Below are 23,387 nucleotides of genomic sequence, written 5' to 3'. Positions count from 1 at the left end.
GCAGCGTCTTTCCCCAAAGGTCCGGATAGGCTAATACCAGCCGGCCTTCTACCATCGCGGTTTGCAGGGTTGGTGCCCGTGGCACCGCCCATCGGAATACAGGAATGATCATGAGCAGCCCCACCCAACCCAGCCCGCAGCCGCAGCGCCTGGCCGGGCGTGTCGCCCTTGTCACTGGTGCCTCCCGGGGCATTGGTGCGGCCGTGGCCGAACAGCTTGCCCTGGAGGGCGCGCATGTCGTGCTGCTGGCCCGCACCGTCGGTGCGCTGGAAGAGGTGGATGACCGTATCCGGGCCAAGGGTGGTGCCGCCACCCTGATCCCGCAGGATCTGATGGATGGGGTGAAGCTGGATGCGCTGGGGCCGGCGCTGTACGAGCGGTTTGGCCGGCTGGACATTTTCGTTCACGCAGCCGCCCAGCTCGGTTCCCTGGGCCCCATCGCCCATGCCGATCCGAAGGATTGGGACAAGGTGTTCGGTGTCGGCGTGGCGGCGCTGCTGCGCCTGATCCGCACCACCGATCCGCTGCTGCGCCGGTCCGATGCCGGGCGTGCCCTGTTGCTGACCGATCGGGTGGGCCGGGAGCCCATCGCCTATTGGAGCGCCTATGCCGCGGCCAAGGCGGCGCTGGACATGATGGGCCGTACCTGGGCGGCGGAGACGCTGAACACCACCCTGCGGGTTAATCTGCTGGACCCCGGCCCGGCGCGCACCGGCCTGCGCGCCAAGGCCTTTCCGGGGGAAGATCCAGCCAGCCTGCAGGATCCGGCAATGGTGGCCCGCGCCATCGTGGAATTTGCCGTGCCGGCCTGCGCCCTGCATGGCGAACTGATCGATCTGAACCAGAACTGAGAGAATTGTACAAGAAAATCGCGTGTTTCGGTGATGCCGGTCACAGCGGCGGGGCGGGGCAACGGGCAGATTTTCTTCACCGGGGTACGCCCCCGGTATCGACGGGCGGGTGCCCCCACCCCTTTTTCCCCGCCCGACGCCGCATCGACTGGCCCGCCATTCCGCTTGCCCGCGGGGTGGCGGGTTCTTCTTATCCGGCACCGGCCTTTTCCGCAGATGCAAAGCAGTCTATGGTTATTGCCATCCGGGCGGGTGTCGCCCGCCGCTTCCGGCTGCGATGAATGATCGAAAAACTTGTCGAAGCCGCTATCGTTTTCCTTATCGTTGGCGGCATGTCCTATGTGATCGGCCTGGGGATCGCCCATTCGGTCGAAAGCTCTCTGCGTCGCCGATTTGAAGGGCAGGGGCTGGAGAGCAAGTTCAACCGCTATATGCTGGGTGCCCAGCGGTTTGAACAGCGGCGCGAAGCGATGTTGCCGCGTCTGGTGCGGCTGGATGCCCAGGTTAAATCCGCCCGCCGACGCCATTACATGATCAACAAGCGCCTGAACGACCTGAAAATCGCCCGCTCGCAATTGATGCGGGTGATCGGGGAGGAGGAGGCTTTTCTACGGACAGAGCGGCCGGCCCGCAAATTCATCGCCTATGTTGTGAACCGTCATGTGCAGCGGGCCCAGCTGGACCAGAAGGAACATCCCTTCCTGTCCCGCAGCTGGGCTCGCACCCAGCAGGTGGTGATCTGGGCCCCGACCATTGGCGATGCCAAGGCCCTGGCCGAGCGTACCTATCCGCCGGCGACCGGCTTTTTCATCTCTGAAATCACCGAACCGCAAAGCGATGCTGATGAGCTGACGCCCCTGCAGGAAGCCGAGATGAAGGCCGTGGTCGAGAGCGGGGGGATCGTATGATCAGTTCCTTGTTCAGCACATTGCCCATCTGGTTTGGCCTGCTGGCCGGCGGTGTGGTGATGGTGCAGGTGATCAGCGGCATTTCCAAGCGCCTGCGTCGCGCCAAGGCCATGGAAAGCACCATGCTGGCGCGGGTGCAGCAGGCCCGCAAGCATATGCGGGAGAAGGCGGCTGTTACCCTCGGCCTGCGCCGGGAGGAAATGCAGCAGCACCGCGAGCTGGCGATGTTGCATGATATGATCGAGGATGGGGAAGCGGCGGCCCGGCGAGAAAAAGGCAACGATTCGCAGATCTATGTTTTTGATGAACGCAAGAACCTGGGTGACCAAGCCTTCATGCTGACCATCTCGCATCCGGATTTCAACAACTTGGCCCGCAAGGCGCCGGACGAGGTAGCGCAATCCTGGCGGGGTGGCCGGCGTTACATGGTGTGGGCCGCCAGCGAAAAGATGGCCGGCGCCAAGGCCGGGATGCGCTTCAACCAGGATAAGGGCTATCGGGTTTCCGAGCCGGTGCCGTTTCAGGGGGATGCGGAAGCGTTCTAGATTGGCATTGGTCTGGTTTTGGTTCTATATTGGCATTTCGTCCCGCATCCTGACCGGTTCTTTTCATATGTTGCAAAATAACCGGATTTAGGGGGTGATGCGTTACATGGATGTCTTGTGAAAGGCATTCTTCGTGCTATCACTCTGGCCGCAACCCCTGCATCCGCAGCACCGGAGAAGTGATCCGATGTCCCGTCTTACCCAATCCCCCGCCTGGCAGGCCCTTGCCGCCCACCGTGCCGCCCTGGAAGGCACCAGTCTGCGCGACCTGTTCGCCGCCGATGCGGGCCGGTTTGACCGGTACAAGATCGCGTTTGACGGCATGTTGCTGGATTACGCCAAGAACCGCATCACCGACGACACCCTGTCCTTGCTGCTGGACCTGGCCCGCCAGCAGAATCTGGAGGGGATGCGCGATGCCATGTATGCCGGTGAGAAGATCAACATCACCGAAGATCGCGCCGTCCTGCATGTGGCGCTGCGCAACCGCGCCGACCGGCCGGTGCTGGTGGATGGCCAGGATGTGATGCCCGATGTGCAGGGTGTGCTGGCCCGCATGTATGCCTTCTGCCACAAGGTGCGCGATGGCGAATGGCGCGGCTTTGACGGCCAGCCCATCACCGATATCGTCAATATCGGCATTGGCGGGTCCGATCTGGGGCCGGTGATGGTGACGCAGGCGCTGACGCCCTGGCATCATCCGCATCTGGCGGCGCATTTCGTCTCCAACGTTGACGGCACCCATATTGCCGATGTGTTGAAGAAGGTGGACCCGGCCACCACCCTGTTCATCATCGCGTCCAAGACCTTCACCACCCAAGAAACGCTGGCGAACGCCCATACGGCGCGGGACTGGTTCCTGGCCAATGGCGGGTCAGAGGCCGACGTGGCCAAACATTTCGTGGCCCTGTCCACCAATGCCGGCGAAGTGGCGAAGTTCGGCATCGATACCGACAATATGTTCGGCTTCTGGGACTGGGTGGGCGGCCGTTACAGCCTGTGGTCGGCCATCGGCCTGCCCATCGCCCTGATGGTGGGGCCGGAGAAGTTCGGCGAATTGTTGGCCGGCGCCCATGCCATGGACGAACATTTCCGCACCGCCCCCCTGGCGCAGAACATGCCGGTGATCCTGGGTCTGCTGGGTGTGTGGTACGGCAATTTCTGGGGTGCCTCGGCCCACGCCGTGCTGCCCTATGACCAGTATCTGGCCCGCCTGCCGGCCTATCTGCAGCAGCTGGATATGGAGAGCAACGGCAAGTCGGTGGACCGCCAGGGCAACCCGGTGGATTACACCACCGGCCCGATCATTTTCGGCGAACCGGGCACCAATGGGCAGCACGCCTTCTATCAGCTGATCCACCAGGGCACCCACCTGATCCCCTGCGATTTCATTGCGCCGGTGACCTCGCAGAACCCGCTGGGCCGCCACCATGCCATGCTGCTGTCCAACACCTTTGCCCAGACCGAAGCGCTGATGCGCGGCAAGAATGGCGATGAAGTGCGGGCCGAGCTGGTGAAGGAAGGCAAGACGGGGGCCGCCCTGGAAGCCCTGCTGCCGCACAAGATTTTCACCGGCAACCGCCCCACCAACACCATTCTGGTCGATGCGGTGGACCCGTACCGGCTGGGGATGCTGATCGCGTTGTACGAACATAAGGTGTTCGTGCAGGGCATCATCTGGAACATCAACAGCTTCGACCAGTGGGGCGTGGAGCTGGGCAAGCAGCTGGCCAAGGTGATCCTGCCCGAACTGGAGGGCGAAGCCGCCAAGGCGCATGATGCCAGCACCCAGGGCCTGATCGCCGTGGCCAATGCGGGCAAGGTGGGGTGATCTTTCCCAGCGGTTGCACGGCCTTGTAAAGCCCCTGTCCCTGATCCATCATCAGGGACAGGATGGGAGGCAGCCATGGAAGTATCTGTTGGCGACGCTTTGGTGCGTTGGCAGGAGTTGATCCAGCGGGCAGAGGCGGGGGAGGAGATCATTCTCACCCGCCAGGGCCATGCGGTGGTGCGTATGCTCCCTGTTCAGCCATCCGCTGTATTTGATCCAAAACGGCGCGCTGATTTCCTACGGGCCCTGTCGCGGAAGGCTTCGGCAAAAGCTGCCCCAGGGGCACCGGCAGCGCAGGCCGACCAATTTCTGTACGGCAATGATGGATTGCCAAGGTGATTGTGATCGATACATCCGCGCTTATGGCGGTTTTACTGGATGAGCCGCTGGCACCATTCTGTATCGAAGCTCTTTGCGTACAGGACTTGGCGATGTCTGCCGGTACTTGGCTGAGGTGTTGATCGTTGCCGGTCAGCGCCGTTTAAAGGCGGAGATAGATTCTTTTTTAGCGGAGTTATCGCCGGAGATTGTACCGGTTGATGAACAGTTTGCTTCTGCCGTTGCCGCTGCTTATTCCCGTTGGGGTAAGGGCAATCATCCGGCTTCCCTGAACTATGGTGATTGCTTTGCCTATGCGTTGGCTGCCAAGCGGGGATGGCCGTTATTGTATGTTGGTCAGGATTTTGCCAAAACCGATTTAGCTTCCGCCCTCTCCCATGGCTAACGCCATCTTTCCGCCCCACCACCCCTTGATATAGCATTGGGTGATCGGGGGGATTTTCATGCTGCATCCATCCAGCGCCAGGGCGTGGCCCTTTCTGGCGCGCTTTATCGACCGTGAGGCCCGGTTCGCCCAGGCCGCCGCCGCGCGGGGCGGGCTGGCGCTGGCGGGGTATGAGTTCCTGCGCTTTGGGGTGAAACAGGCCTGGGCCTGTCTCTATGGCGGGCTGATGCTGGCCCTGCTGCTGGGCACCTATCTGTTTTATCCGCGCGATCTGCCGCTGGCCCGCTATGATTTCCTGACCCTGGCAGCACTCACCCTGCAAGTATTGCTGGTCCGGCTGCGGCTGGAAACGCGGGAAGAGGCGCTGGTCATTGCCCTGTTCCATCTGGTCGGCACGGGCATGGAGATTTTCAAGACCGCCATGGGTTCCTGGGTCTATCCCGAACCCAGCCTGCTGCGCATCGGCGGGGTGCCGCTGTTCACCGGTTTCATGTATGCCGCCGTGGGTTCCTATATCGCGCGGGCGTGGCGGCTGTTTGATTTCCGTTTCACCCGCCATCCGCCCCTATGGGCCACGCTGCCTTTTGCCCTGGCGGCCTATGGCAATTTCTTCTTGCACCATTACTGGTTCGATCTGCGCTGGGTGTTGTTTGGGGCGGCATTTGTGCTGTTCGGGCGCGGCTGGATTCATTTCCGTATCTGGCATGACCATCGCCGGATGCCGCTGTTGCTGGGCTTTGCCCTGGTGGCGCTGTTCATCTGGTTTGCCGAGAATATCGGCACCTTTGCCGGGGCCTGGATCTATCCCAGCCAGCGCGATGGCTGGGCCATGGTCTCACCGGCCAAGTTCGGCTCCTGGTTCCTGTTGATGCTGCTGTCCTATGTGCTGGTCACGCTGGTGCGACGTCCGGTTTCATTACCATTACCCTATGATGAACCGGTGAGGTCGCACGCCAGCTGAAAAGGCAGATTGGCCGTGCGTAGCGGCGACGTCTCACCTCTCCCGCTGACGGGTCGAACTGGTGGGGCTGAAACTATAAAAAAGGGCGGCCCCGTCACCAGGGCCGCCCGTTTACCTATGCCAGAATCAGGGGATGTTACAGCCCCTGTGTCGCCATGGCCGGCATCATGATGGTGTTCTCCTCTCCGCTGCGCAGGATCGGCAGCAAGGGGGACAGCACGGGCCGTACATCGGCTAGCGCATCGGCCGCCATGCGGGCGCTGACGGCGGCGCGCAGGTCACCCACACTGACCTCACCCGACATCAGCTTCATCACCATTTCCAAGGGGCTGCGCTGGGCCGGGTAATTGATCAGGAACAGGCGCTGATCCTCGCTGACGCCCAGCGCCTCACGCACCAGCTTGATCGCCACCTGATAGCCGCCCAGGGCATCCACCAGCCCCAGCTCCTTGGCCTGCCGCCCGGTATAGACACGGCCCTTGGCAATCTCCCGCACCTTTTCCAGCGGCAGCTTGCGCCCTTCGGCCACACCGCTGGTGAAGGCGCCATATGTGGCATCCAGGAAGCTGTTCAGCTTGGCGTCCTGTTCCGGGCTGAAAGGCGCATTGGACGACCACATCCCGGCATTGGCCCCCCGGCTGAACGGGGCGAAGCTGACGCCCACCATGTCGGTCAGGCCCTTGGTCACCATCTTGCCGGCGACCACGCCGATGGAACCGGTGATGGTGGCCGGCTGGGCGACGATCTTGTCCGCCCCCATCGACACCCAATAGCCACCGGACGCGGCAACGGCCCCCATGGAGACGATCACCGGCTTGCCGGCGGCCTTGGCCTGCAACACCTTGCGGCGCACCACCTCCGACGCCACGGCACTGCCGCCGGGGCTGTTGACGCGGAACAGGATGGCCTTCACCTGCTCATTCTCAATCGCCTCGTCAAAGGCGGCGGCGATGGTGGTGGCGCCAAAGCTTTCCGACCCGGACAGTGGATCGACATTGGATTCCCCACGCATGATGGCGCCTTCACCCACAATGACCGCCACCACGGGCGCATTGTCGGTGGGCAGCTTCACCTTGCTGGTTGCGCTGGCGATCTTGGCATAATCCAGCACCGACACCAGCTGCGCCACGCCGTCGCCCTTGGGGGCCTTCAGCGGCTGGTCGGCGGGGGGCGGCACCTGGCCACTGGCCTTCAGCAGGGCCCAGGCCACCGCCTCATCCCAATAGGCCAGCCGGTCGACCAGCTTGGCATCCAGGGCGGCCTTGTCCAGCAAGGGGGCATTGTCCACCGCCTGACGCACGGCATCCAGCGCCAACCCGCGATCAGCGGCCACGCCGGCGACCCATTGTTCGTAAAGGTCACCCACCAGCGCATCGGTGGATTCACGGTTGGCGGCCGAGGGGCCGGTTTCCGTATATTGCTCGGCGAAGGTCTTATATTCCTCGCGCTTGCGGAATTCCGGCTGCACCTGCAGCTTGTCCAGCGTGCCGCGGAAGAAGGTCAGTTCCGCCTGCATCCCGGTAATGCCCAGATCGCCCATGGGCTGCAGCCAGATCTGTTCAAACGCACTGGCCAGATAATAGGGCTGCATCCCATTGCCGGTTTCACCGAAGCTTTCGGCATGGACGATGGCGAAACGCCCGGTCTTGCGGAAGGCGGCGATGGCGTCGCGCAGTTCCTGCGACTGGGCGAAGGGGAAGGCCGGGTTGCCGGTGCGGGCAATGATGCCTTTCACCCGGCTATCCTTGGCGGCATTGTTGAGCGCGCCGATCACCTGGCTCAAGGTGGCGCGGCGTTCCCCCAGCAGGCCCGAAACCGGATCATTGGGCGGTGCCTCCGCCAGCGGCTTTTCCAGGTCCAGTTCCAGCACGATATTGCCGGGCAGCGTGGGCGCGCGGTTGGAGAAATGAATGGCGAGCCCGATGAGCAGGCCGGTAACCAGCACGCCCAACAGGCCCAGAATGGCGAAAACGCGGACGATGATACGCATGAACCTCATCCAATGGCTTGGGGAAGAACGGGAATGAAACCTGTCCCCTGCGCGACAGAGTAGACGGGCGCGTCGCTGGCCGCCAGCGATGAAACCAATTGGTTACGCAACCGGGCGGCCACAAGCATCTGTCCCTGATCTTTATTGTCCGCCAGGGCGCGGCCGATTATCGTCCGCCCATGCCTGTGCCCGATCTGCCCATCATCCTGCCCCTGCCGCCGCTTGACCCGGCCACCGCCTTCGCTGCCCTGGCGGGGGAGGATGGCGCCATGCTGCTGGATGGCGGGGCGGCGGACCAGGGGCGGGCGCGTTACAGCGTGATCGCCGCCGATCCCTTCGCCTGGCTGGAGGTGACGGGGCGGCTGGTAAGCCGTGATGGGCAGGTATTGACGGTTGACCCGTTCGCCGCGCTGGAAGCGCTGTTACGCCCGTTCCAGCGCCGTGCCGTGGCCGGTCTGCCGCCTTTCCAGGGCGGTGCCGTCGGCCTGCTGGGGTACGAGCTGGGGGGCTGGCTGGAACGGCTGCCGGTGCCCCGCAGCCGGGGCCTGGACCTGCCGGATATGGCCTTCGGGCTTTATGATACGGTGGCCCTGTTTGATCACCACAGCGGGCAGGCCTGGGTGGTTTCGGGCGGGGAGCGGGAAACGGATGCCGCGCGCCGGCCTGCCATGGCCCGCGCGCTGGCGGACGGGCTGCGCGATCGGCTGCTGGCCGCTCCGGCTGTGACGCTGCCGCCGGGGCCGATCCTGCGCCCGCCCGGCTGGCAGGCGGAATTCGCCCCTGCTGCCTATCGCGCCGCCATCGTCCGCATTCTGGATTATATCGCCGCGGGTGACATTTATCAGGCGAACATGACCCAGCGATTCCTGGGGCATCTGGCACCGGGGGCCGGCGCCTGGGATGCCTATTGCACGCTGCGGCCGCGCACGGCGGCCCCGTTTTCGGCATTCCTTAATCTGGGCCGGGGCCGGGCCCTGGCGTCCGGGTCGCCGGAACGCTTCCTGGCGCTGGATGCCGGCGGCCGGATCGAGACGCGGCCCATCAAGGGTACCCGCCCGCGCCATGCCGACCCGGTACAGGATGCGGCCCTGGCCGCAGAATTGCTGGCCAGTGAGAAGGACCGGGCGGAAAACCTGATGATTGTCGATCTGCTGCGCAATGACCTGTCGCGCGTGGCGGAAATCGGCAGCGTCGCCGTGCCCAGCCTGTGGGGGCTGGAAAGCTATCGCACAGTCCATCACCTGACCTCGGTGGTGACGGCACAGCTGCGGCTCGGCCTGGGGCCGGTTGACCTGTTGCGGGCGGCCTTTCCCGGTGGCTCCATCACCGGGGCGCCGAAGATTCGCGCCATGGAGATCATCCACGAGCTGGAGCCGGCGCGGCGCGGTGCCTATTGCGGCTCGGTGGCCTGGATCGGCTGGGATGGGGCGATGGACAGTTCCATCATCATCCGTACCGCTGCCGTGGCGGGCGATCTGATCCAGGTGCAGGCCGGTGGCGGCATTGTCGCCGATAGCGACCCGGAGGCGGAATATCAGGAAAGCCTGACCAAGGCCCGCGCCCTGCTGACCGCCATCGACCCCGGCATGGCCTGGCCGCCGGCCAGCGGTCTGGCGGCGCTGGGCGACAGGATGGCAGGGGAGGCGGCATGAGCAGCATCTGGCTGAATGGCGAATTCCTGCCGGCGGACAAGCCGGCTTTGTTGGCCAGCGACCGGGGGCTGACCCTGGGGGATGGGCTGTTTGAAACCATCGCCGTGAAGGCCGGTGCCCCGCTGCGGCTGGAAGCACATTGTCAGCGGTTGCGGTCGGGTGCCGACTTTCTGGGGTTGCGCGTGCCGCTGGCCGACGATGCGCTGGCCAATGCGGTGGCCGGGATTGTGGCTGCCAATGGGCTGCATGATGCGGCGGTTCGGCTGACCCTGACGGCGGGGCCGGCCCCGCGTGGGCTGCCGCGCCCGGCGATGTTGGCGCCGACCCTGCTGCTGACGGCGGGGCCCTTGCCGGGGGAATTGCCGCCAGCCCGGCTGATCATTGCCACCCGCACCTGCCGCAATGAACATTCGCCCCTGTCGCGTCTGAAAACGCTGAACTATCTGGACAGCATCATTGCCCGGAATGAAGCGCAGGCGCGCGGGGCCGATGATGCCATTCTATTGAACAGCCGGGGGCAGGTGGCGGAGGCCAGCGCCGCCAACCTGTTCGTTCGCCTGGATGGCCATTGGCTGACACCGCCGGTCAGCGATGGGGCCTTGCCCGGCACCATGCGGGCGGCCCTGTTGAAAGCCTGGGGGGCGGGGGAACGCAGCCTGTTGCCGGCCGATTTGGACCGGGCGGAAGAGATGGTGCTGACCACCGCCCTGGGCATCCGGCCGGTCAGTACCGTATCGGGGTGACCCCGCCGCTATCCGACGGCTTTCACCCGGTCCGCCAGGAAGCGGGGTTCGAAAGCGCTGGCGGGCACAGGCGGGGAGACCAGAAAGCCCTGCAGGGTCTGGCAATTCATGGCACTCAGCCAGGCCCGTTGTTCTTCGGTCTCCACCCCCTCCGCCACAATTTCCAGCCCCAGCCGCAGCCCCAGTTCCAGAATGGTGGCGGCGATGGCGGCATCGCCCGGAACGGTGGCCATCAAGGTGCGGTCGATCTTCAATTCTGTCAGGGGGATACGGCGCAGATGGGAGAGGGAGGAATAGCCGGTGCCGAAATCATCCATGGCGATACCAACCCCGATTTCCCGCAACCTGTGCAGGGTGACGAAATCGCCGCTGGCCTGATTCATCGCCGCTGTTTCGGTGATCTCCAGCGTCAGCAGGGCAGGGGGCAGGCCGCTGAGGGCAAGGGCGGTGCGCACTTTGTCGGCAAAACCGCTGTCGGCCAGCTGGCGCGGGCTGACATTCACCGCCATATTCAGATCGCCATGGTGCTGGCGCCATTGCGCAGCCTGACGGCAGGCCTCCCGCAGTACCCATTCCCCAATCGGAATGATCAGGCCGGTTTCTTCCGCCACCGGAATGAATTCGGCCGGTGAGATGAAACCTTTATCGGTACGCCAGCGTAACAAAGCCTCCGCCCCCAGCAGCGACAGATCATGCGGGCTGACCTTCGGCTGATAGAACAGCACGAATTCTTCCCGCAGCTCGGCAGCCCGCAAACGGGCTTCGGTCTGCAGCCGGTTGACCGCCTTCTCCGACATTTCGGCGGAGAACATGCGCCAGCCGGCGCCGCCGGCGGCCTTGGCGGCATACATGGCAATGTCGGCGGAGCGCAGGAGGCTGGCCCCGTCCTCCCCATCGCCCGGCCAGATGCCAATACCGATCGAGGCACTGACCTGGAGTTGCTGTCCATCAATTTCCAGCGGCTTGGCAATGGCCATCAGGATGCGGTCGGCCACCTGGATGGCCTCCTTCGGTTCCCGCACCTCTTCCACGATCACCAGAAACTCATCCCCGCCCAGGCGGCCCACCGTATCGGACCCCCGCAACATGTGGGACAGCCGCTGGGCGGCGGCCCGCAACAATTTATCACCAGCCTCGTGGCCCAGGCTGTCATTGATGGTCTTGAACCGGTCCAGATCCAGGAAAAGCACAGCAATACCACCTGCACCCCGCCGGGCGCGGGACAGGGCATGGTCCAGCCGCTCCTGCAGCAGGGCGCGGTTGGGCAGGCCGGTCAGCGGGTCGCGCGTCGCCAGCTGGCGCAACTGGTCTTGGGAATTGTCCAGTCTTTCCAAGGTCTCATTGATCCGCTGGGTCAGCCGCCCCAGCTCGTCCTGCTCATGCCCTTCGGGCAGCGGCAGGCGATTATAGCCACGGCCGCCGCTGTCCAACGTGGCAATATGCTGTTCCAGCGCCAGCAGGGGGCGGGTCAGGAAACGGTGAAACACCAGGGTCAGGGCCAGCCCCAGCAACAGGTTGCGCAACAGGCCACTAAGCAGGGTGGATGTTACGAAGGCGATATAATCAGCCGAGAGCCGGCTCATATCGAAATGGATACGCAGCACGCCAATGGGCGGACGGCTATGGCCATCAGCTTGCGGGCGGTACAGCAGGCGGTCGCTGACCCGCAGATCGTCGAACACCAGCCGACCCATCGGGTTCATGGCGGCCTCTTCCGCTCCGCCATTGCGGAAGCGCTGCCACAGCGGTTGTTGTGGTGTCAGCAGGATTTCCAACCCGTCAATGGCGCCAATGGAAAGGGCAGAAAGGCCGATCTGTTCGGCCAACCCTTCATCGACATTCCAGGCGGCGGTGGCGGCCCCGCCTTCCAGCAGATCCAGCATCTGGCTGGACAGTTCTGCTGCTTTGCCGCGTTCGCGCCAGGTGGCCCAGGCTACTTCCAATATTGACAGCGACAGGCCGATCAGGCAGGCGGCCAGCACGGCCCGTGCCGCCTGCCGTGCTGCCAGTGATTTGGCCAAAGTGCCACGCATCCTTACCGGTCCCGATTATTGCCAATATGATGGGACATCCCCGCCAATCCCGACAACGCACCGGCAGTTTCAACCGGAACACGGATGCGTTGAGGGCGGAGGTATGAGGGCCAATATGATTATGAACCAAAACCATGACGCCAAAAATATAGCCGGTTGTATAGAAAATACTTTTGGTAGAGACCAAAATGTGAAAAAGGGCCGCCCTTTCAGGCGACCCTTTCACAACAGCACCGCCCCTTTCAGGACGTTTGCCCGAAAACCGGTCTTCAGCTGGCAGTCTTCAGCTTGCGGAAGCTGGCCCACAGCGGGGTGGGGTTCTTGTCCAGGTCGAAGGCCCGCGCTTTCTTCGGGTCCAGGCCCTGGCGCACACATTCCAGTGTGAACATGTTCGTGTTTGCTGGGTCAAGGCCATGCTCGCGGCAGGCCGTATCGAAGCTCTTCTCAAAATCCGCGCTGCTCATTCCATCCACCGTACAAGCGTGTCTTACCCGAAGGGCTGCCGGTTCTACCCATGGCCGCCACTTTCCCGTTGCACCCGCGAAACCCGCTGATTGAAGAACCGGGAAAGCGAAGCTGTTGATCGGGAAGCCAAGCACCCTTCTTTGACAGAACAATCTTTCCGTCCGCATGTTGCAACGGCGAAGAACGCAGAGCCGCTTTCTGCTGCGCGGGGGCCAAGGGTGGACCGATTGCCCAGCGGGCCGATTCGCCGCTATCTTTCCCGGTTCGGGAAGATACTGATCCCCTGGCTTGCCTTGATTTGAACAATTGGCTGGTTAACGCTGGCTATTAAGGATTGATGAAGAGCGGTTTCCCGAAAGGCGATCATCAGTATGGGGTATCATCCCTTTACCTTTTGCCCGGCTTGGGGCCATTCTTTCATCATGCATGGGTGGAACCGCCCTTTGTCTGGGGCTGCCCAGCGTGCCGGCCGGGTTTGGCAGGAATCGAACCGGTGCCGGAAGTATTGAACCATTCCGCAGGTGTGCCACCATGGGCATCGGGATAATGGTTTGGTTAGGGAACAAATGTGATGGCGGCCCAGCGTTCGGCCGCCTGCTTTCCGGTTGTTGAAGAATATCCTTAAGCAAAGCCTGCTGCCCCTTGCCTCGATAAGGGCAGTCAACAATCTGAGTCAGGTACAGAAGTTTTCACAGCGTGACGAAGGGACATGCGGTGATGTGCTTCCAGAGGGCCAGGGCAGTCGTACCCGGCCGGCGGATTTCCGCCGGGGTGGCGATTGCGGGCTTGAAGGACGGCACGAAGGGGTGGCACGCCGCCATCCATTCCCTTCCACGAATTGCCATAAGGGTCGTCCGCGTTTGCCCGGGCGCCGCCGCTGCCAGCCCCCGCTTCGCCCCCTGTTGGAACCGCCACCGGTCCAGCAATACCCGGCCTTTACCCGATGGCCGGACCGGTTGCCGATGAAGGAGAGTGCTCATGAGCTTGGTCACGGACCTGTTCGCCAGCTACGCCAGCACCTATGAGAGCCGTCGCGATATTGAGATGTCGCTGTCCGAGTTCCTGGAAGGTTGCCGCGACGAGCCGCTGCGCTATGCCAGCGCTGCGGAACGCCTGCTGGCCGCCATCGGCGAACCGGAAGTGATTGATACGGCGAAGGATGCGCGGCTGGCCCGCATTTTCATGAACCGGACAATCAAAGTCTATCCGGCCTTCACCGAGTTCTTTGGCATGGAAGAGACGATTGAGCGTATCGTCGGCTTCTTCCGCCATGCCGCCCAGGGTTTGGAGGAACGCAAGCAGATCCTTTATCTGCTGGGCCCGGTGGGTGGCGGTAAATCCTCGCTGGCCGAGCGGCTGAAGGCGCTGATGGAGGAACAGCCGATCTATGTATTGAAGGCCGGCGACCAGATCAGCCCGGTCTTTGAAAGCCCGCTGGGCCTGTTCGACCCGACCAAGATGGGGACGGTGCTGGAGGAACGGTTCGGCATTCCCCGCCGCCGGCTGACCGGCCTGATGAGCCCCTGGGCCCTGAAGCGGCTGGACGAGTTTGACGGCGATATCCGCCGCTTCCGCGTGGTGAAGCTGCGCCCCTCCCGCCTGCGCCAGACCGGCATCGCCAAGACCGAGCCGGGCGATGAAAATAACCAGGATATCAGCAGCCTGGTCGGCAAGGTCGATATCCGCAAGCTGGAGCTTTACAGCCAGAACGATCCCGACGCCTACAGCTATTCCGGCGGCCTGAACCGGGCCAATCAGGGGATGCTGGAATTTGTCGAGATGTTCAAGGCGCCGATCAAGATGCTGCACCCGCTGCTGACGGCGACGCAGGAAGGCAATTATATCGGCACGGAGAATATCGGCGCGCTGCCCTTCCAGGGCGTCATCATGGCCCACAGCAATGAGGCGGAATGGCAGAGCTTCAAGAACAACAAGAATAATGAGGCCTTTATCGACCGTATCTGCGTGATCAAGGTGCCTTATTGCCTGCGGGTGACGGAAGAACAGCGCATTTATGAAAAGCTGATCAGGACATCTGAGTTGTCGGCAGCCCCTTGCGCGCCGGCAACGCTGGAAATGCTGGCGCGCTTCACCGTGCTGTCACGCCTGCGTGACCATGGCAATTCCAACCTGTTCAGCAAGATGCGCGTCTATGATGGCGAAAGCCTGAAAGAGACGGACCCCAAGGCCAAGACCCTGCAGGAATATAAGGATGCCGCCGGGGTGGATGAGGGGATGAACGGCATTTCCACCCGTTTCGCCTTCAAGGTGCTGGCCAGCACCTTCAACTATGACAATACAGAGGTGGGGGCCGATCCGGTCCACCTGATGTATATCCTGGAACAATCCATCAAGCGGGAGCAGTTCCCCGACGAGACGGAAAAGAAATATATCGAGTTCATCAAGGCAGAACTGGCCCCGCGCTATGCCGAGTTCATTGGCAATGAAATCCAAAAAGCCTATCTGGAAAGCTATCACGATTACGGCCAGAACCTGTTCGACCGCTATGTCGACTATGCTGATGCCTGGATTGAGGATCAGGATTTCAAGGATCCCGATACCGGCCAGTTGATGAACCGCGACCTGTTGAACCAGGAGCTGACCAAGATCGAGAAACCCGCCGGCATCGCCAATCCGAAGGATTTCCGCAACGAGGTGGTGAAATTCGCCCTGCGTATGCGGGCCAATAATGGTGGGCGTAACCCCTCCTGGACCAGCTATGAGAAGTTGCGGGACGTCATCGAGAAGCGCATGTTCAGTCAGGTGGAGGAACTGCTGCCGGTGATCAGCTTCGGGTCGAAGAAAGACAGCGACACGGAGAAGAAGCACAGTGAATTCGTCAACCGGATGATGGCGCGCGGCTATACCGAACGTCAGGTCCGCCGGTTGGTGGAATGGTACATGCGGGTGAAGCAGGCTGGCTGAGGCCGTTCCTTGGGAAAAATCCCCGCCACCGGCCCCGATCGGGGCCGGTGGTTGAGGAACAGGAAAGGCGCCCGCCATTTCCGGCCTACCGGAAACCGGCGAATGCCAGTGAAAGGACGGTGCAACCTTGTTCACCATTGTTGATCGACGCCTGAACCCTTCCGGCAAATCCCTGGCCAACCGTCAGCGCTTCCTGCGCCGGGCCAAGGAACAGGTGATGCGGGCCGTGCGCGATGCCTCCGCCAAGCGGGGCATCAAGGATATCGATATGGGCGGGGATATCAGCATCTCCCCCGACGGTATCAAGGAACCGACCATCCACCGCTCTTCCAGCGGTGGCGCGCGTGATTATGTCGTGCCCGGTAACAAGGAATTCATGTCCGGCGACAAGATCAAGCGCCCGCCCCAGGGCGGTGGGGGCGGGCAGGGCAATGAGGGGGCCGATGATGGCGACGGCCAGGATGAATTCCGCTTTGTGCTGAGCCGGGAGGAATTCATCGATCTGTTCCTGGAAGATCTGGAACTGCCCGATCTGGCCAAACGCAAGCTGGCGGTGACCGACAGCCTGGATTGGCACCGGGCCGGCTATTCCGTCTCCGGTTCGCCGACCAATCTCAACCTTGTGCGCACCATGCGCAATTCGCTGGCCCGCCGCATCGCGCTGAACCGCCCGACGGGGGATGAGATCAAGGCCCTGCGCGTGGAGATCGACGATCTGGAGCGCACAGGTCGTGACCGGGTACGGCTGGAAGAGGCGCGGGAAGAGCTGGCCTTGTTGCTGCGCCGCACCCAGCGCATTCCCTATATCGACCCGGTGGATGTGCGCTACAACCGGTTCGATGCCACCCCGCGCCCGGCCGCCCAGGCGGTGATGTTCTGCCTGATGGATGTCTCCGGCTCCATGACGGAGCATATGAAGGACTTGGCCAAGCGCTTCTATATGCTGCTCTATCTGTTCCTGACCCGGCGTTACAAGCATGTGGAGGTGGTGTTCATCCGCCATACCCACAAGGCGCAGGAGGTGGATGAGGAGACCTTCTTCTACAGCCCCGAAACCGGCGGCACCGTGGTGTCAACGGCACTGGAGGAGATGCAGCGGGTGGTGGAGGCGCGCTTCCCGCCATCGGAATGGAACATCTATGCCGCGCAGGCCAGCGACGGCGACAACGCCCTGTCGGACAATGGCAAGACGGCGCAGCTGATGAAGGAGATCATCCTGCCGATCTGCCAATATTATGCCTATATCGAGGTGGGGCAGGATGGCATGTCGCCCGGTCTGGCCTATGGCGGCGGGGCGCGGGAAACCGATCTCTGGCGTACCTATAAATCCATCGCCGAACCGGTGCTGGCCATGCGCCGGGTGACGCAGCGGCGGGAAATCTACCCTGTCTTCCGGGAGCTGTTTGCCAAGGACGGGGTGGCGCAACAGGCGGAGGCCGGCGCATGAGCATCATCACATCATTGGGCAATGTACTGGGCGGCGGGGCCGCCGCCGGCGGCGAACCGCTCTACCAGGGGGCGGACTGGGATTATGACAAGGTCCGCCGCGTCTATGATGCCATCGAGCAGGTGGCGGTGCAGGATCTGGGGCTGGATACCTATACCAACCAGATCGAGGTGATTACGTCCGAACAGATGCTGGATGCCTATTCCAGCATCGGGATGCCGCTATTCTACAAGCATTGGTCCTTCGGCAAGCATTTCGCCCGTGACGAGGCGATGTATCGTAGCGGCCAGCGCGGGCTGGCCTATGAAATCGTCATCAATTCCAACCCCTGCATCAGCTACATCATGGAAGAAAATACCATGACGATGCAGACGCTGGTGATTGCCCATGCGGCCTTCGGCCATAACCATTTCTTCAAGAATAACTATCTGTTCCAGCAATGGACCGATGCCGACGGCATTCTGGATTATCTCTCCTTTGCCAAGGAATATATCGCCAAGTGTGAGGAACGGTTTGGGCATGTGGCGGTGGAGCGGGTGCTGGATGCCGCTCATGCGCTGATGAACCATGGCGTCCACCGCTATCCCCGCCGCCGCACGCCCGACCTGCGCAATGAGGAGCGCCGGGCGCGGGAGCGGGAGGAGCACCGTGAGCGGACCTTCAACGACCTCTGGCGCACCGTTCCGGGTAAAGCCGGCGGGGCCAGCCCACTGTCGGACCGCGACCGCCGCCGCGCCATGCTGGAACTGCCGGAGGAGAATATCCTCTATTTTCTGGAGAAGAAGGCGCCGCGCCTGGATGGCTGGCAGCGGGAGTTGCTGCGCATTGTCCGCCACGTGGCGCAATATTTCTATCCCCAGCGCCAGACCAAGGTGATGAATGAGGGCTGCGCCACCTATTGCCATTACCGCATCCTGCAAACCCTGCATGAGCGTGGGCAATTGACCGATGGCGCCTGGATGGAGGCGATGCACAGCCACACCAATGTGGTGTTCCAGCCGGATTTCGATGACCGGCGCTATGGTGGTATCAATCCCTATGCGCTGGGATTCGCCATGATGCAGGATATCGAGCGTATCGCCAGCAACCCCACGGCGGAGGATCGGGAATGGTTCCCCGATCTGGCCGGCCGGGGCGATCCGATGGGGGCGTTGCGCCATGCCTGGGCCAATTACCGGGATGAAAGCTTCATCCTGCAATATCTCTCCCCGGCGCTGATCCGCAAATTCCGCCTGTTCCATGTGGCCGATGATGCGCGTGACCCGGAAATGAAGGTGGCGGCCATCCATGATGAGCGGGGTTATCGCGCCGTGCGCCACGCCCTGGCGCGACAATATGACATTGCCTGGGCGGAGGCCGATATCCAGATCGTCGATGTCGATCTGGTGGGGGATCGCCGGTTGATCCTGGAACATCGGGTGCTGAATCAGGTGCTGCTGGATGAGGCGTCGACCAAAGCCGTGCTGCAACATCTGGCCGATCTCTGGGGCTATGAGGTGGAACTGGAGGAGGTTGATCCCGCCACCGGTGCACGGCTGAAGAAGCACACCATCGCGCCCCGGCGCGTTCTGGGTAGCCCGGTTTAGCCGGTAAGCTGCCCGCTTCTATCCACAGGGGCCGTCATGCTTTGGCCACCATTTGCCGCATAGATTGGGGGGCCAACCCGTTTAACAGTCTTGCTTTGCCGGGCGCTGGTTGGCAAACAGGCGGCTCCCTATTCTTGTGGATCGAAGTGGCAGGCATGATGCGGCGTCTTGCAGGTTTCCTGATCGTTCTAGCGGTGGCCGGCTGTGCCAGCAAAACCCCACCCGCCCCGCCGGAGGCGGCGGCGCCCCCGCCTCCACCAGCCGCGCCGGCCAAGCCCACCAGCATCATCATGGATGCCGGCGATCTGGCCGCCGTCCAGGGCGCACTGCGGGAGATGGGCACCAAACCGGTGGATCAGGTGGTGGGCTGGGCCAATCCGCTGACCGGCAAGCGTGGGGCTGTGAAGGTGCTGCGCGATGGTTATGATGCGCAGAACCGCCCCTGCCGGGAGTTCCATTCCGTGGTGATCCTGGACGACATGTATCAGCACACCACGGGTTTCCTCTGCCGCCAGCCCGACGGCGCCTGGGAAGTGGTGGATGCGCGGGAATACCCGCTCTACACCCATCGTCAGTAAGCTGACGCTTCCACACCCGACGGGGTTCCGATGCGGCGTATCCTCCTTGTCTCCACCGCCATTGTCCTGACCGCCATCGGTGCGGCGCTCTGGCTGGTGCCGGGCGGGGAACGGCCATCTGCTCCCGTGGTGGCGGTGCCGCCGCCACTCCCACCGCCGCCGATCGTGGCGGCGGTGCTGAAGGGCGGTCCGGGCGGGCTGCTGCCGGTGGCCGACCCGGATGCCTTGACCCTGTCGGAGGAGGGGGTAAAGGCGCTGACGGATTTTGCCCGCCGCAGCCACAGCCAGGCCCTGCTGGTCTGGCAGGCGGGGGCCTTGCAGCTGGAATATTATGATCCTGCCCTGCAGCCGGGTGACCGGCTGGACGCGGCGGGTCTGCTGCCGGGCCTGCTGGCCCTGCTGACGGGCATTGCCCTGCAGGATGGCACCCTGGCCGGGATTGATGATCCGATCAGCCGCTACCTGCCGGAATGGGCCGGTGATGCCCGTGGCCGTATTACCGTGCGCCATCTGCTGGAAGGCAGCAGCGGGCTGACACCGCCGGCGACTCCGCCCGGCGCGGATGCGTCCGTCTGGACGCTTTCGGCTGAACTGGCTGCTGAGCCGGGCACCCGCTTCGCCCCTAATAGCTATGAGGCCCAACTGCTGGGTCTCGTGCTGTCCCGTGCGCGCAACCAGCCGGTGGCGGACTACCTCGCCACCGCGCTTTGGCAGCCGCTGGGGGCCAGGGATGCCAGCCTGGAAGCGGGCAGCAAGACCGGTGCCGCCTATCTGCAATGCTGCATGAAGGCGACCGCTCGCGATTGGCTGCGTCCCGGCCTGCTGCTGCTGGAGGATGGGCGGGTCGGGGCCGACACTCTCGTGCCCAAGCCCTGGCTGGACCTGATGCTGCGGCCGAACGGCCATTCCCGCAATGATGGCTGGCGCCTGCGCCTGGGCTGGCCCTTTGATCCGAAGGGACCGGTGGCCGCCAAGGCCCCCTTTACCGATGGGGATACGGTTTTCATGGCGGGGGACGATGGCAGCCGGCTCTACATCTCCAAGGCGAGGGAGCTGGTGATTCTGCGCTTAGGTGCCCTGGGGGCGGATTGGGATGAGGCCACCCTGCCGAATCTGGTGTCACGGGCCAGCACCCTGGTGGCAGCGGAACCCCGCAGCGTGAATGGCAAGAAGGTGCAGAAGGCCAATGATCTCAACGGCAAGGTGGCCATGCCGCCGATCACCAAACCGCCGCCTATCCCGAAGGTGACGGTAGAGCCGCTGGAAGATGGTGCGCACAGCAACATGGCCCCCAAAGACCGCCCGCTGACGAATGTGCCCGCCCCTGACCTGCCGCCGACTCCCAAACCCTGATCCCGGATTGTCACTCCGCGATCAGGCTGGCCGCGAAAAGCGGGATAAGCCAGCCTTTAACCAGCGGCAGGAAATCATGACCGCCGGTCACGCTTTCGTGCCTCTCAGTCGCCGGCGCCAGCCTCCGCTGGCTTGGCTAAGCCGCATAAGCGGTGCGGCGGCAGTCGCAGCATTACCAACGGTCATGGATTGTGACCGTTGGTAATATTCAACATTAGGTTTATTTTGACTTGTAGGCGCGCAACTGTTTGTTGAAGTCGGCGGCGAGCTTTTCCATGCGCGCTGATGCGTCATTGTAACGCTTCGTCCAGTCGCCACCGCTCTTGCCTTTGCCTTCGAACTCCAGGCAGGCCAGGAATTCCTGCGTTTCGGCGACATAGGCTTTCACGGCCTTCTGGGCAGCAACCATGTCGGGTTCAGTGGCAGAGGCACCATCAGGAACGGCCGGCGGATCCTTCAATGCGCACTCGGCATGGGCGACGCCCGATATCATGAAGCTCGCGATTGTCACTGCCAGCGCAGTCGCTCTTTTCATATCTTGCAGCCCCTCTTCTTGTTGCAAAGTACTAACCCAAGACCCTCATGAAGCAAGTGCTATACCTGACGGTTACAGGCGGAATGCCGCAGTGCATCACCAACAATGGTTAAGGGCGTCCTCCAGAAGGCAACTTCCGCTGGGGTTAAGCTTAACACATGCTGGATAATCGAACGTTAATGCTATTCCGCATCGAATTCAGTAGATACGCCTACATTTTCCCAACAAGCTCGTTTATACCTATTCGAAAGGATGGTGCCAGGGCAAGCGCCAATCCCACTTTGGGATGGTGGGATTAATATAAAAGTTTATGCAATCCTGGTTTTGTTTGCCCGGTGGGAGCCGACAGCGCCCAAACAATAACAGGGCGCGTAATGAGGATGCCTTGGTCTGCCGTGGCATCCGTCAAGGGAAGGTTGAGTGGAGCAGGTTGCGTTGCTGAGAAGGACAGGAAAGGTTAGTCGAGATGAGCAATTTTAATCGGACCATGCGGCCGGCCGGTAGCCCCGCTCCGGCCGGGTCTGGCGGGCTGTTCAGTAATTGGTCGATCAGCCGTAAGATCACGTTTGCGATTGCCATACCGATCATTATCGGTCTTGGCGCCGTGATCGCTCTCAGCGCTTCCGCCATGCGTTCGTCGATGCTGGACCTTTCCAAGCGCTCGGAAAGCCAGGTCACGGAAATGATGGCCGCGCAGATGTCTGCCGCCGTCCGTTTCAAGAATGCTGACGCCATCGCCGACAGCTATGCTGACCTCGCCACGGCCAAGAGCACCAGCCTGGCCTTTGTGCGCGTGCTCGACAGCGACGGTGAGTCGCTGATCGAATATCCCAGCAAGGACAAGCCGCTGCCGGCCGGGATGGCCCCGTTTGAGCCGGCAAAGGCGCAGATCGCCAAGACGGTGACCGAAGTCAAGCTGCTGGACCAGGGTGATTTCCTGGTTGTGCAGGCCCCCGTCCGCGCCGGTGCCAACCGCGATCAGGTTGGTACGCTGACCGTGGCGTGGAGCCGGGCCAACCTGCAGGCCTCCATCGCCGATGCGGTGATGGGCAACACCCTGATCGCCCTGGTCGTTCTGGCCGTGCTGATCGGTATTCTGGTGGTGCTGCTGCAGAAGATCGTCGGCACGCCGCTGAAATCCATGCAGGGCGCCATGTCCAAACTGGCGTCTGGCGATCTGACGGTGCAGATCACCGGTACCCAGCGCGGTGACGAGATCGGCGCCATGGCCCAGTCGGTGCAGGTCTTCAAGGACAACGCGCTGGAGATGGACAATCTGCGTCGCCGCCAGGAAGAGGCGGAGCGTCAGGCAGCCATCGAGAAGAAGGCGGCCATGGAGAAGCTGGCGTCCGATTTCGAGAACTCCGTCAAGGGCGTGGTTTCCGAAATCTCCGGCGCGTCCAGTCAGGTCCAGTCCACTGCCGAAGGGCTGTCCGCTTCGGCCGAGGAAAGCCGCGCCCAGACCAGCGCCGTGGCTGCCGCCACGCAGCAGGCTTCCGCCAATGTGCAGTCGGTGGCCAGCGCCACTGAAGAGCTGGCCGGATCGCTGGCGGAGATCAGCAATCAGGTCAATACCTCGGCCCGCATCGCCCGCGATGCCGCCAAGACCGCCGAGAAGACCAACGGCACCGTGCAGTCGCTGGCGCAGCGCGCCCAGTCCATCGGTGACGTGGTGAAGCTGATTTCTGACATTGCCAGCCAGACCAACCTGCTGGCCCTGAATGCCACGATTGAGGCGGCGCGCGCCGGCGAAGCCGGTAAGGGCTTTGCTGTCGTGGCCTCTGAAGTGAAGAGCCTGGCCAACCAGACGGCCAAGGCCACCGAGGAGATCGCCAGCCAGATCACCACGATGCAGGACGCGACCAAGGAGGCCGTGGACGCCATCGTTGTGATCAGCCGTACCATTGCGGAGATCAACGACATCTCCGAAATGGTGGCCGGTGCGGTGGAAGAGCAGGATGCGGCGACCAAGGAAATCGCCCGCAATGTCCAGCAGGCCTCCATGGGCACGATGGAAGTGACGCGCAATATCGAAAGCCTGGAGGAAGTGGCGCACCAGACCGGTTCGTCGGCGACCGACATGCTGGGTGCGGCGCGCAACATGGCCCGCCAGTCGGGCGAATTGGGGCGTACCGTCGACCAGTTCCTGGCCCAGGTGCGCAGCGCCTGATCAGGTTCGGGATGGTCTGCCGTTCGTTCGGCTGCCGCCCGACTTTTACAGTGCTTTCCTGTTTGGCCCCCGCACCCGATGGTGCGGGGG

At 62.8% G+C, this 23,387-nt stretch carries 19 protein-coding genes; 14 read left to right on the top strand and 5 right to left on the bottom strand.

Annotation, left to right across the window (positions count from 1 at the left end; genetic code table 11):
* Positions 1–110 precede the first annotated feature (110 nt).
* The 6 genes from PCJ49_RS06700 to PCJ49_RS06675 all read left to right on the top strand — a co-directional run bounded on the left by PCJ49_RS06700 (position 111) and on the right by PCJ49_RS06675 (position 5,820).
* Positions 111–851, top strand: coding sequence for an SDR family NAD(P)-dependent oxidoreductase (locus PCJ49_RS06700; RefSeq protein ID WP_269910262.1), 741 nt, complete (start codon positions 111–113; stop codon positions 849–851).
* Positions 852–1,132: 281 nt separating this feature from the next.
* Positions 1,133–1,759 (top strand): hypothetical protein, encoded by a 627-nt coding sequence (locus tag PCJ49_RS06695; RefSeq protein WP_269910261.1) that lies wholly within the window; start codon positions 1,133–1,135, stop codon positions 1,757–1,759.
* A complete protein-coding gene (locus tag PCJ49_RS06690; RefSeq protein ID WP_269910260.1) occupies positions 1,756–2,304 on the top strand; it encodes a hypothetical protein in 549 nt (182 codons plus the stop codon). The genes PCJ49_RS06695 and PCJ49_RS06690 overlap by 4 nt, the downstream gene beginning before the upstream one ends.
* A gap of 187 nt (positions 2,305–2,491) precedes the next feature.
* Positions 2,492–4,135 (top strand): glucose-6-phosphate isomerase, encoded by a 1,644-nt coding sequence (gene pgi / locus PCJ49_RS06685; protein ID WP_269910259.1) that lies wholly within the window; start codon positions 2,492–2,494, stop codon positions 4,133–4,135.
* 454 nt (positions 4,136–4,589) lie between these two features.
* Positions 4,590–4,859 carry a type II toxin-antitoxin system VapC family toxin gene (locus PCJ49_RS06680; protein ID WP_269910258.1) on the top strand — a complete coding sequence of 90 codons (270 nt, stop codon included), beginning with the start codon at positions 4,590–4,592 and terminating at the stop codon, positions 4,857–4,859.
* A 58-nt stretch (positions 4,860–4,917) separates the two neighbouring features.
* The gene (locus PCJ49_RS06675; RefSeq protein ID WP_269910257.1) at positions 4,918–5,820 is read left to right on the top strand and encodes a DUF817 domain-containing protein; all 903 of its coding nucleotides are present in this window, start codon (positions 4,918–4,920) and stop codon (positions 5,818–5,820) included.
* Between the two features lie 136 nt (positions 5,821–5,956).
* Here the strand turns inward: PCJ49_RS06675 and sppA are convergent, their stop codons facing one another.
* The gene (gene sppA / locus PCJ49_RS06670) at positions 5,957–7,810 is read right to left on the bottom strand and encodes a signal peptide peptidase SppA (protein ID WP_269910256.1); all 1,854 of its coding nucleotides are present in this window, start codon (positions 7,808–7,810) and stop codon (positions 5,957–5,959) included.
* Positions 7,811–7,908: 98 nt separating this feature from the next.
* Between sppA and pabB the strand changes: the two genes are divergently transcribed.
* Both pabB and PCJ49_RS06660 read left to right on the top strand, forming a co-directional pair.
* Positions 7,909–9,462 (top strand): aminodeoxychorismate synthase component I, encoded by a 1,554-nt coding sequence (gene pabB, locus PCJ49_RS06665; RefSeq protein WP_269910255.1) that lies wholly within the window; start codon positions 7,909–7,911, stop codon positions 9,460–9,462.
* Entirely contained in the window at positions 9,459–10,205 is a 747-nt protein-coding gene (locus PCJ49_RS06660) for an aminotransferase class IV (RefSeq protein WP_089287931.1), read from the top strand. The genes pabB and PCJ49_RS06660 overlap by 4 nt, the downstream gene beginning before the upstream one ends.
* An 8-nt stretch (positions 10,206–10,213) precedes the next feature.
* On the opposite strand, the gene PCJ49_RS06655 is transcribed toward PCJ49_RS06660, so the two are convergent.
* From PCJ49_RS06655 to PCJ49_RS06645, 3 genes are all read right to left on the bottom strand, one after another.
* Positions 10,214–12,238, bottom strand: coding sequence for an EAL domain-containing protein (locus tag PCJ49_RS06655; protein ID WP_269910254.1), 2,025 nt, complete (start codon positions 12,236–12,238; stop codon positions 10,214–10,216).
* Positions 12,239–12,507: 269 nt separating this feature from the next.
* Positions 12,508–12,702 carry a hypothetical protein gene (locus tag PCJ49_RS06650; protein ID WP_089287929.1) on the bottom strand — a complete coding sequence of 65 codons (195 nt, stop codon included), beginning with the start codon at positions 12,700–12,702 and terminating at the stop codon, positions 12,508–12,510.
* Between the two features lie 690 nt (positions 12,703–13,392).
* The gene (locus PCJ49_RS06645; protein WP_256387121.1) at positions 13,393–13,524 is read right to left on the bottom strand and encodes a hypothetical protein; all 132 of its coding nucleotides are present in this window, start codon (positions 13,522–13,524) and stop codon (positions 13,393–13,395) included.
* A 157-nt stretch (positions 13,525–13,681) separates the two neighbouring features.
* Here PCJ49_RS06645 and PCJ49_RS06640 point away from each other — a divergent pair, with 157 nt between their 5' ends.
* From PCJ49_RS06640 to PCJ49_RS06620, 5 genes are all read left to right on the top strand, one after another.
* Positions 13,682–15,628, top strand: coding sequence for a PrkA family serine protein kinase (locus PCJ49_RS06640; RefSeq protein ID WP_269910253.1), 1,947 nt, complete (start codon positions 13,682–13,684; stop codon positions 15,626–15,628).
* Positions 15,629–15,755: 127 nt separating this feature from the next.
* Positions 15,756–17,075 (top strand): YeaH/YhbH family protein, encoded by a 1,320-nt coding sequence (locus tag PCJ49_RS06635; RefSeq protein WP_269910252.1) that lies wholly within the window; start codon positions 15,756–15,758, stop codon positions 17,073–17,075.
* Positions 17,072–18,661: a SpoVR family protein gene (locus PCJ49_RS06630; RefSeq protein ID WP_089287925.1), complete on the top strand. Its 1,590-nt coding sequence runs from the start codon at positions 17,072–17,074 to the stop codon at positions 18,659–18,661. Before PCJ49_RS06635 ends, PCJ49_RS06630 begins: the two co-directional genes overlap by 4 nt.
* Positions 18,662–18,816: 155 nt before the next feature.
* Positions 18,817–19,239: an RT0821/Lpp0805 family surface protein gene (locus PCJ49_RS06625; RefSeq protein ID WP_089287924.1), complete on the top strand. Its 423-nt coding sequence runs from the start codon at positions 18,817–18,819 to the stop codon at positions 19,237–19,239.
* Between the two features lie 30 nt (positions 19,240–19,269).
* Positions 19,270–20,592, top strand: a complete 1,323-nt coding sequence (locus PCJ49_RS06620) for a serine hydrolase (protein WP_269910251.1) — start codon at positions 19,270–19,272, stop codon at positions 20,590–20,592.
* A gap of 220 nt (positions 20,593–20,812) precedes the next feature.
* Here the strand turns inward: PCJ49_RS06620 and PCJ49_RS06615 are convergent, their stop codons facing one another.
* On the bottom strand, positions 20,813–21,127 hold the full coding sequence (locus PCJ49_RS06615) for a hypothetical protein (protein ID WP_269910250.1): 315 nt from the start codon (positions 21,125–21,127) through the stop codon (positions 20,813–20,815).
* Positions 21,128–21,593: 466 nt separating this feature from the next.
* Between PCJ49_RS06615 and PCJ49_RS06610 the strand changes: the two genes are divergently transcribed.
* The gene (locus tag PCJ49_RS06610; RefSeq protein WP_089287921.1) at positions 21,594–23,297 is read left to right on the top strand and encodes a methyl-accepting chemotaxis protein; all 1,704 of its coding nucleotides are present in this window, start codon (positions 21,594–21,596) and stop codon (positions 23,295–23,297) included.
* Positions 23,298–23,387 lie beyond the last annotated feature (90 nt).

It is taken from the genome of Niveispirillum sp. BGYR6, from assembly GCF_027568365.1.
Classification (GTDB): domain Bacteria; phylum Pseudomonadota; class Alphaproteobacteria; order Azospirillales; family Azospirillaceae; genus Niveispirillum.
The sequence above is the reverse complement of the archived record's forward strand: the minus strand, read 5'-3'. Positions and strand labels throughout refer to the sequence as shown.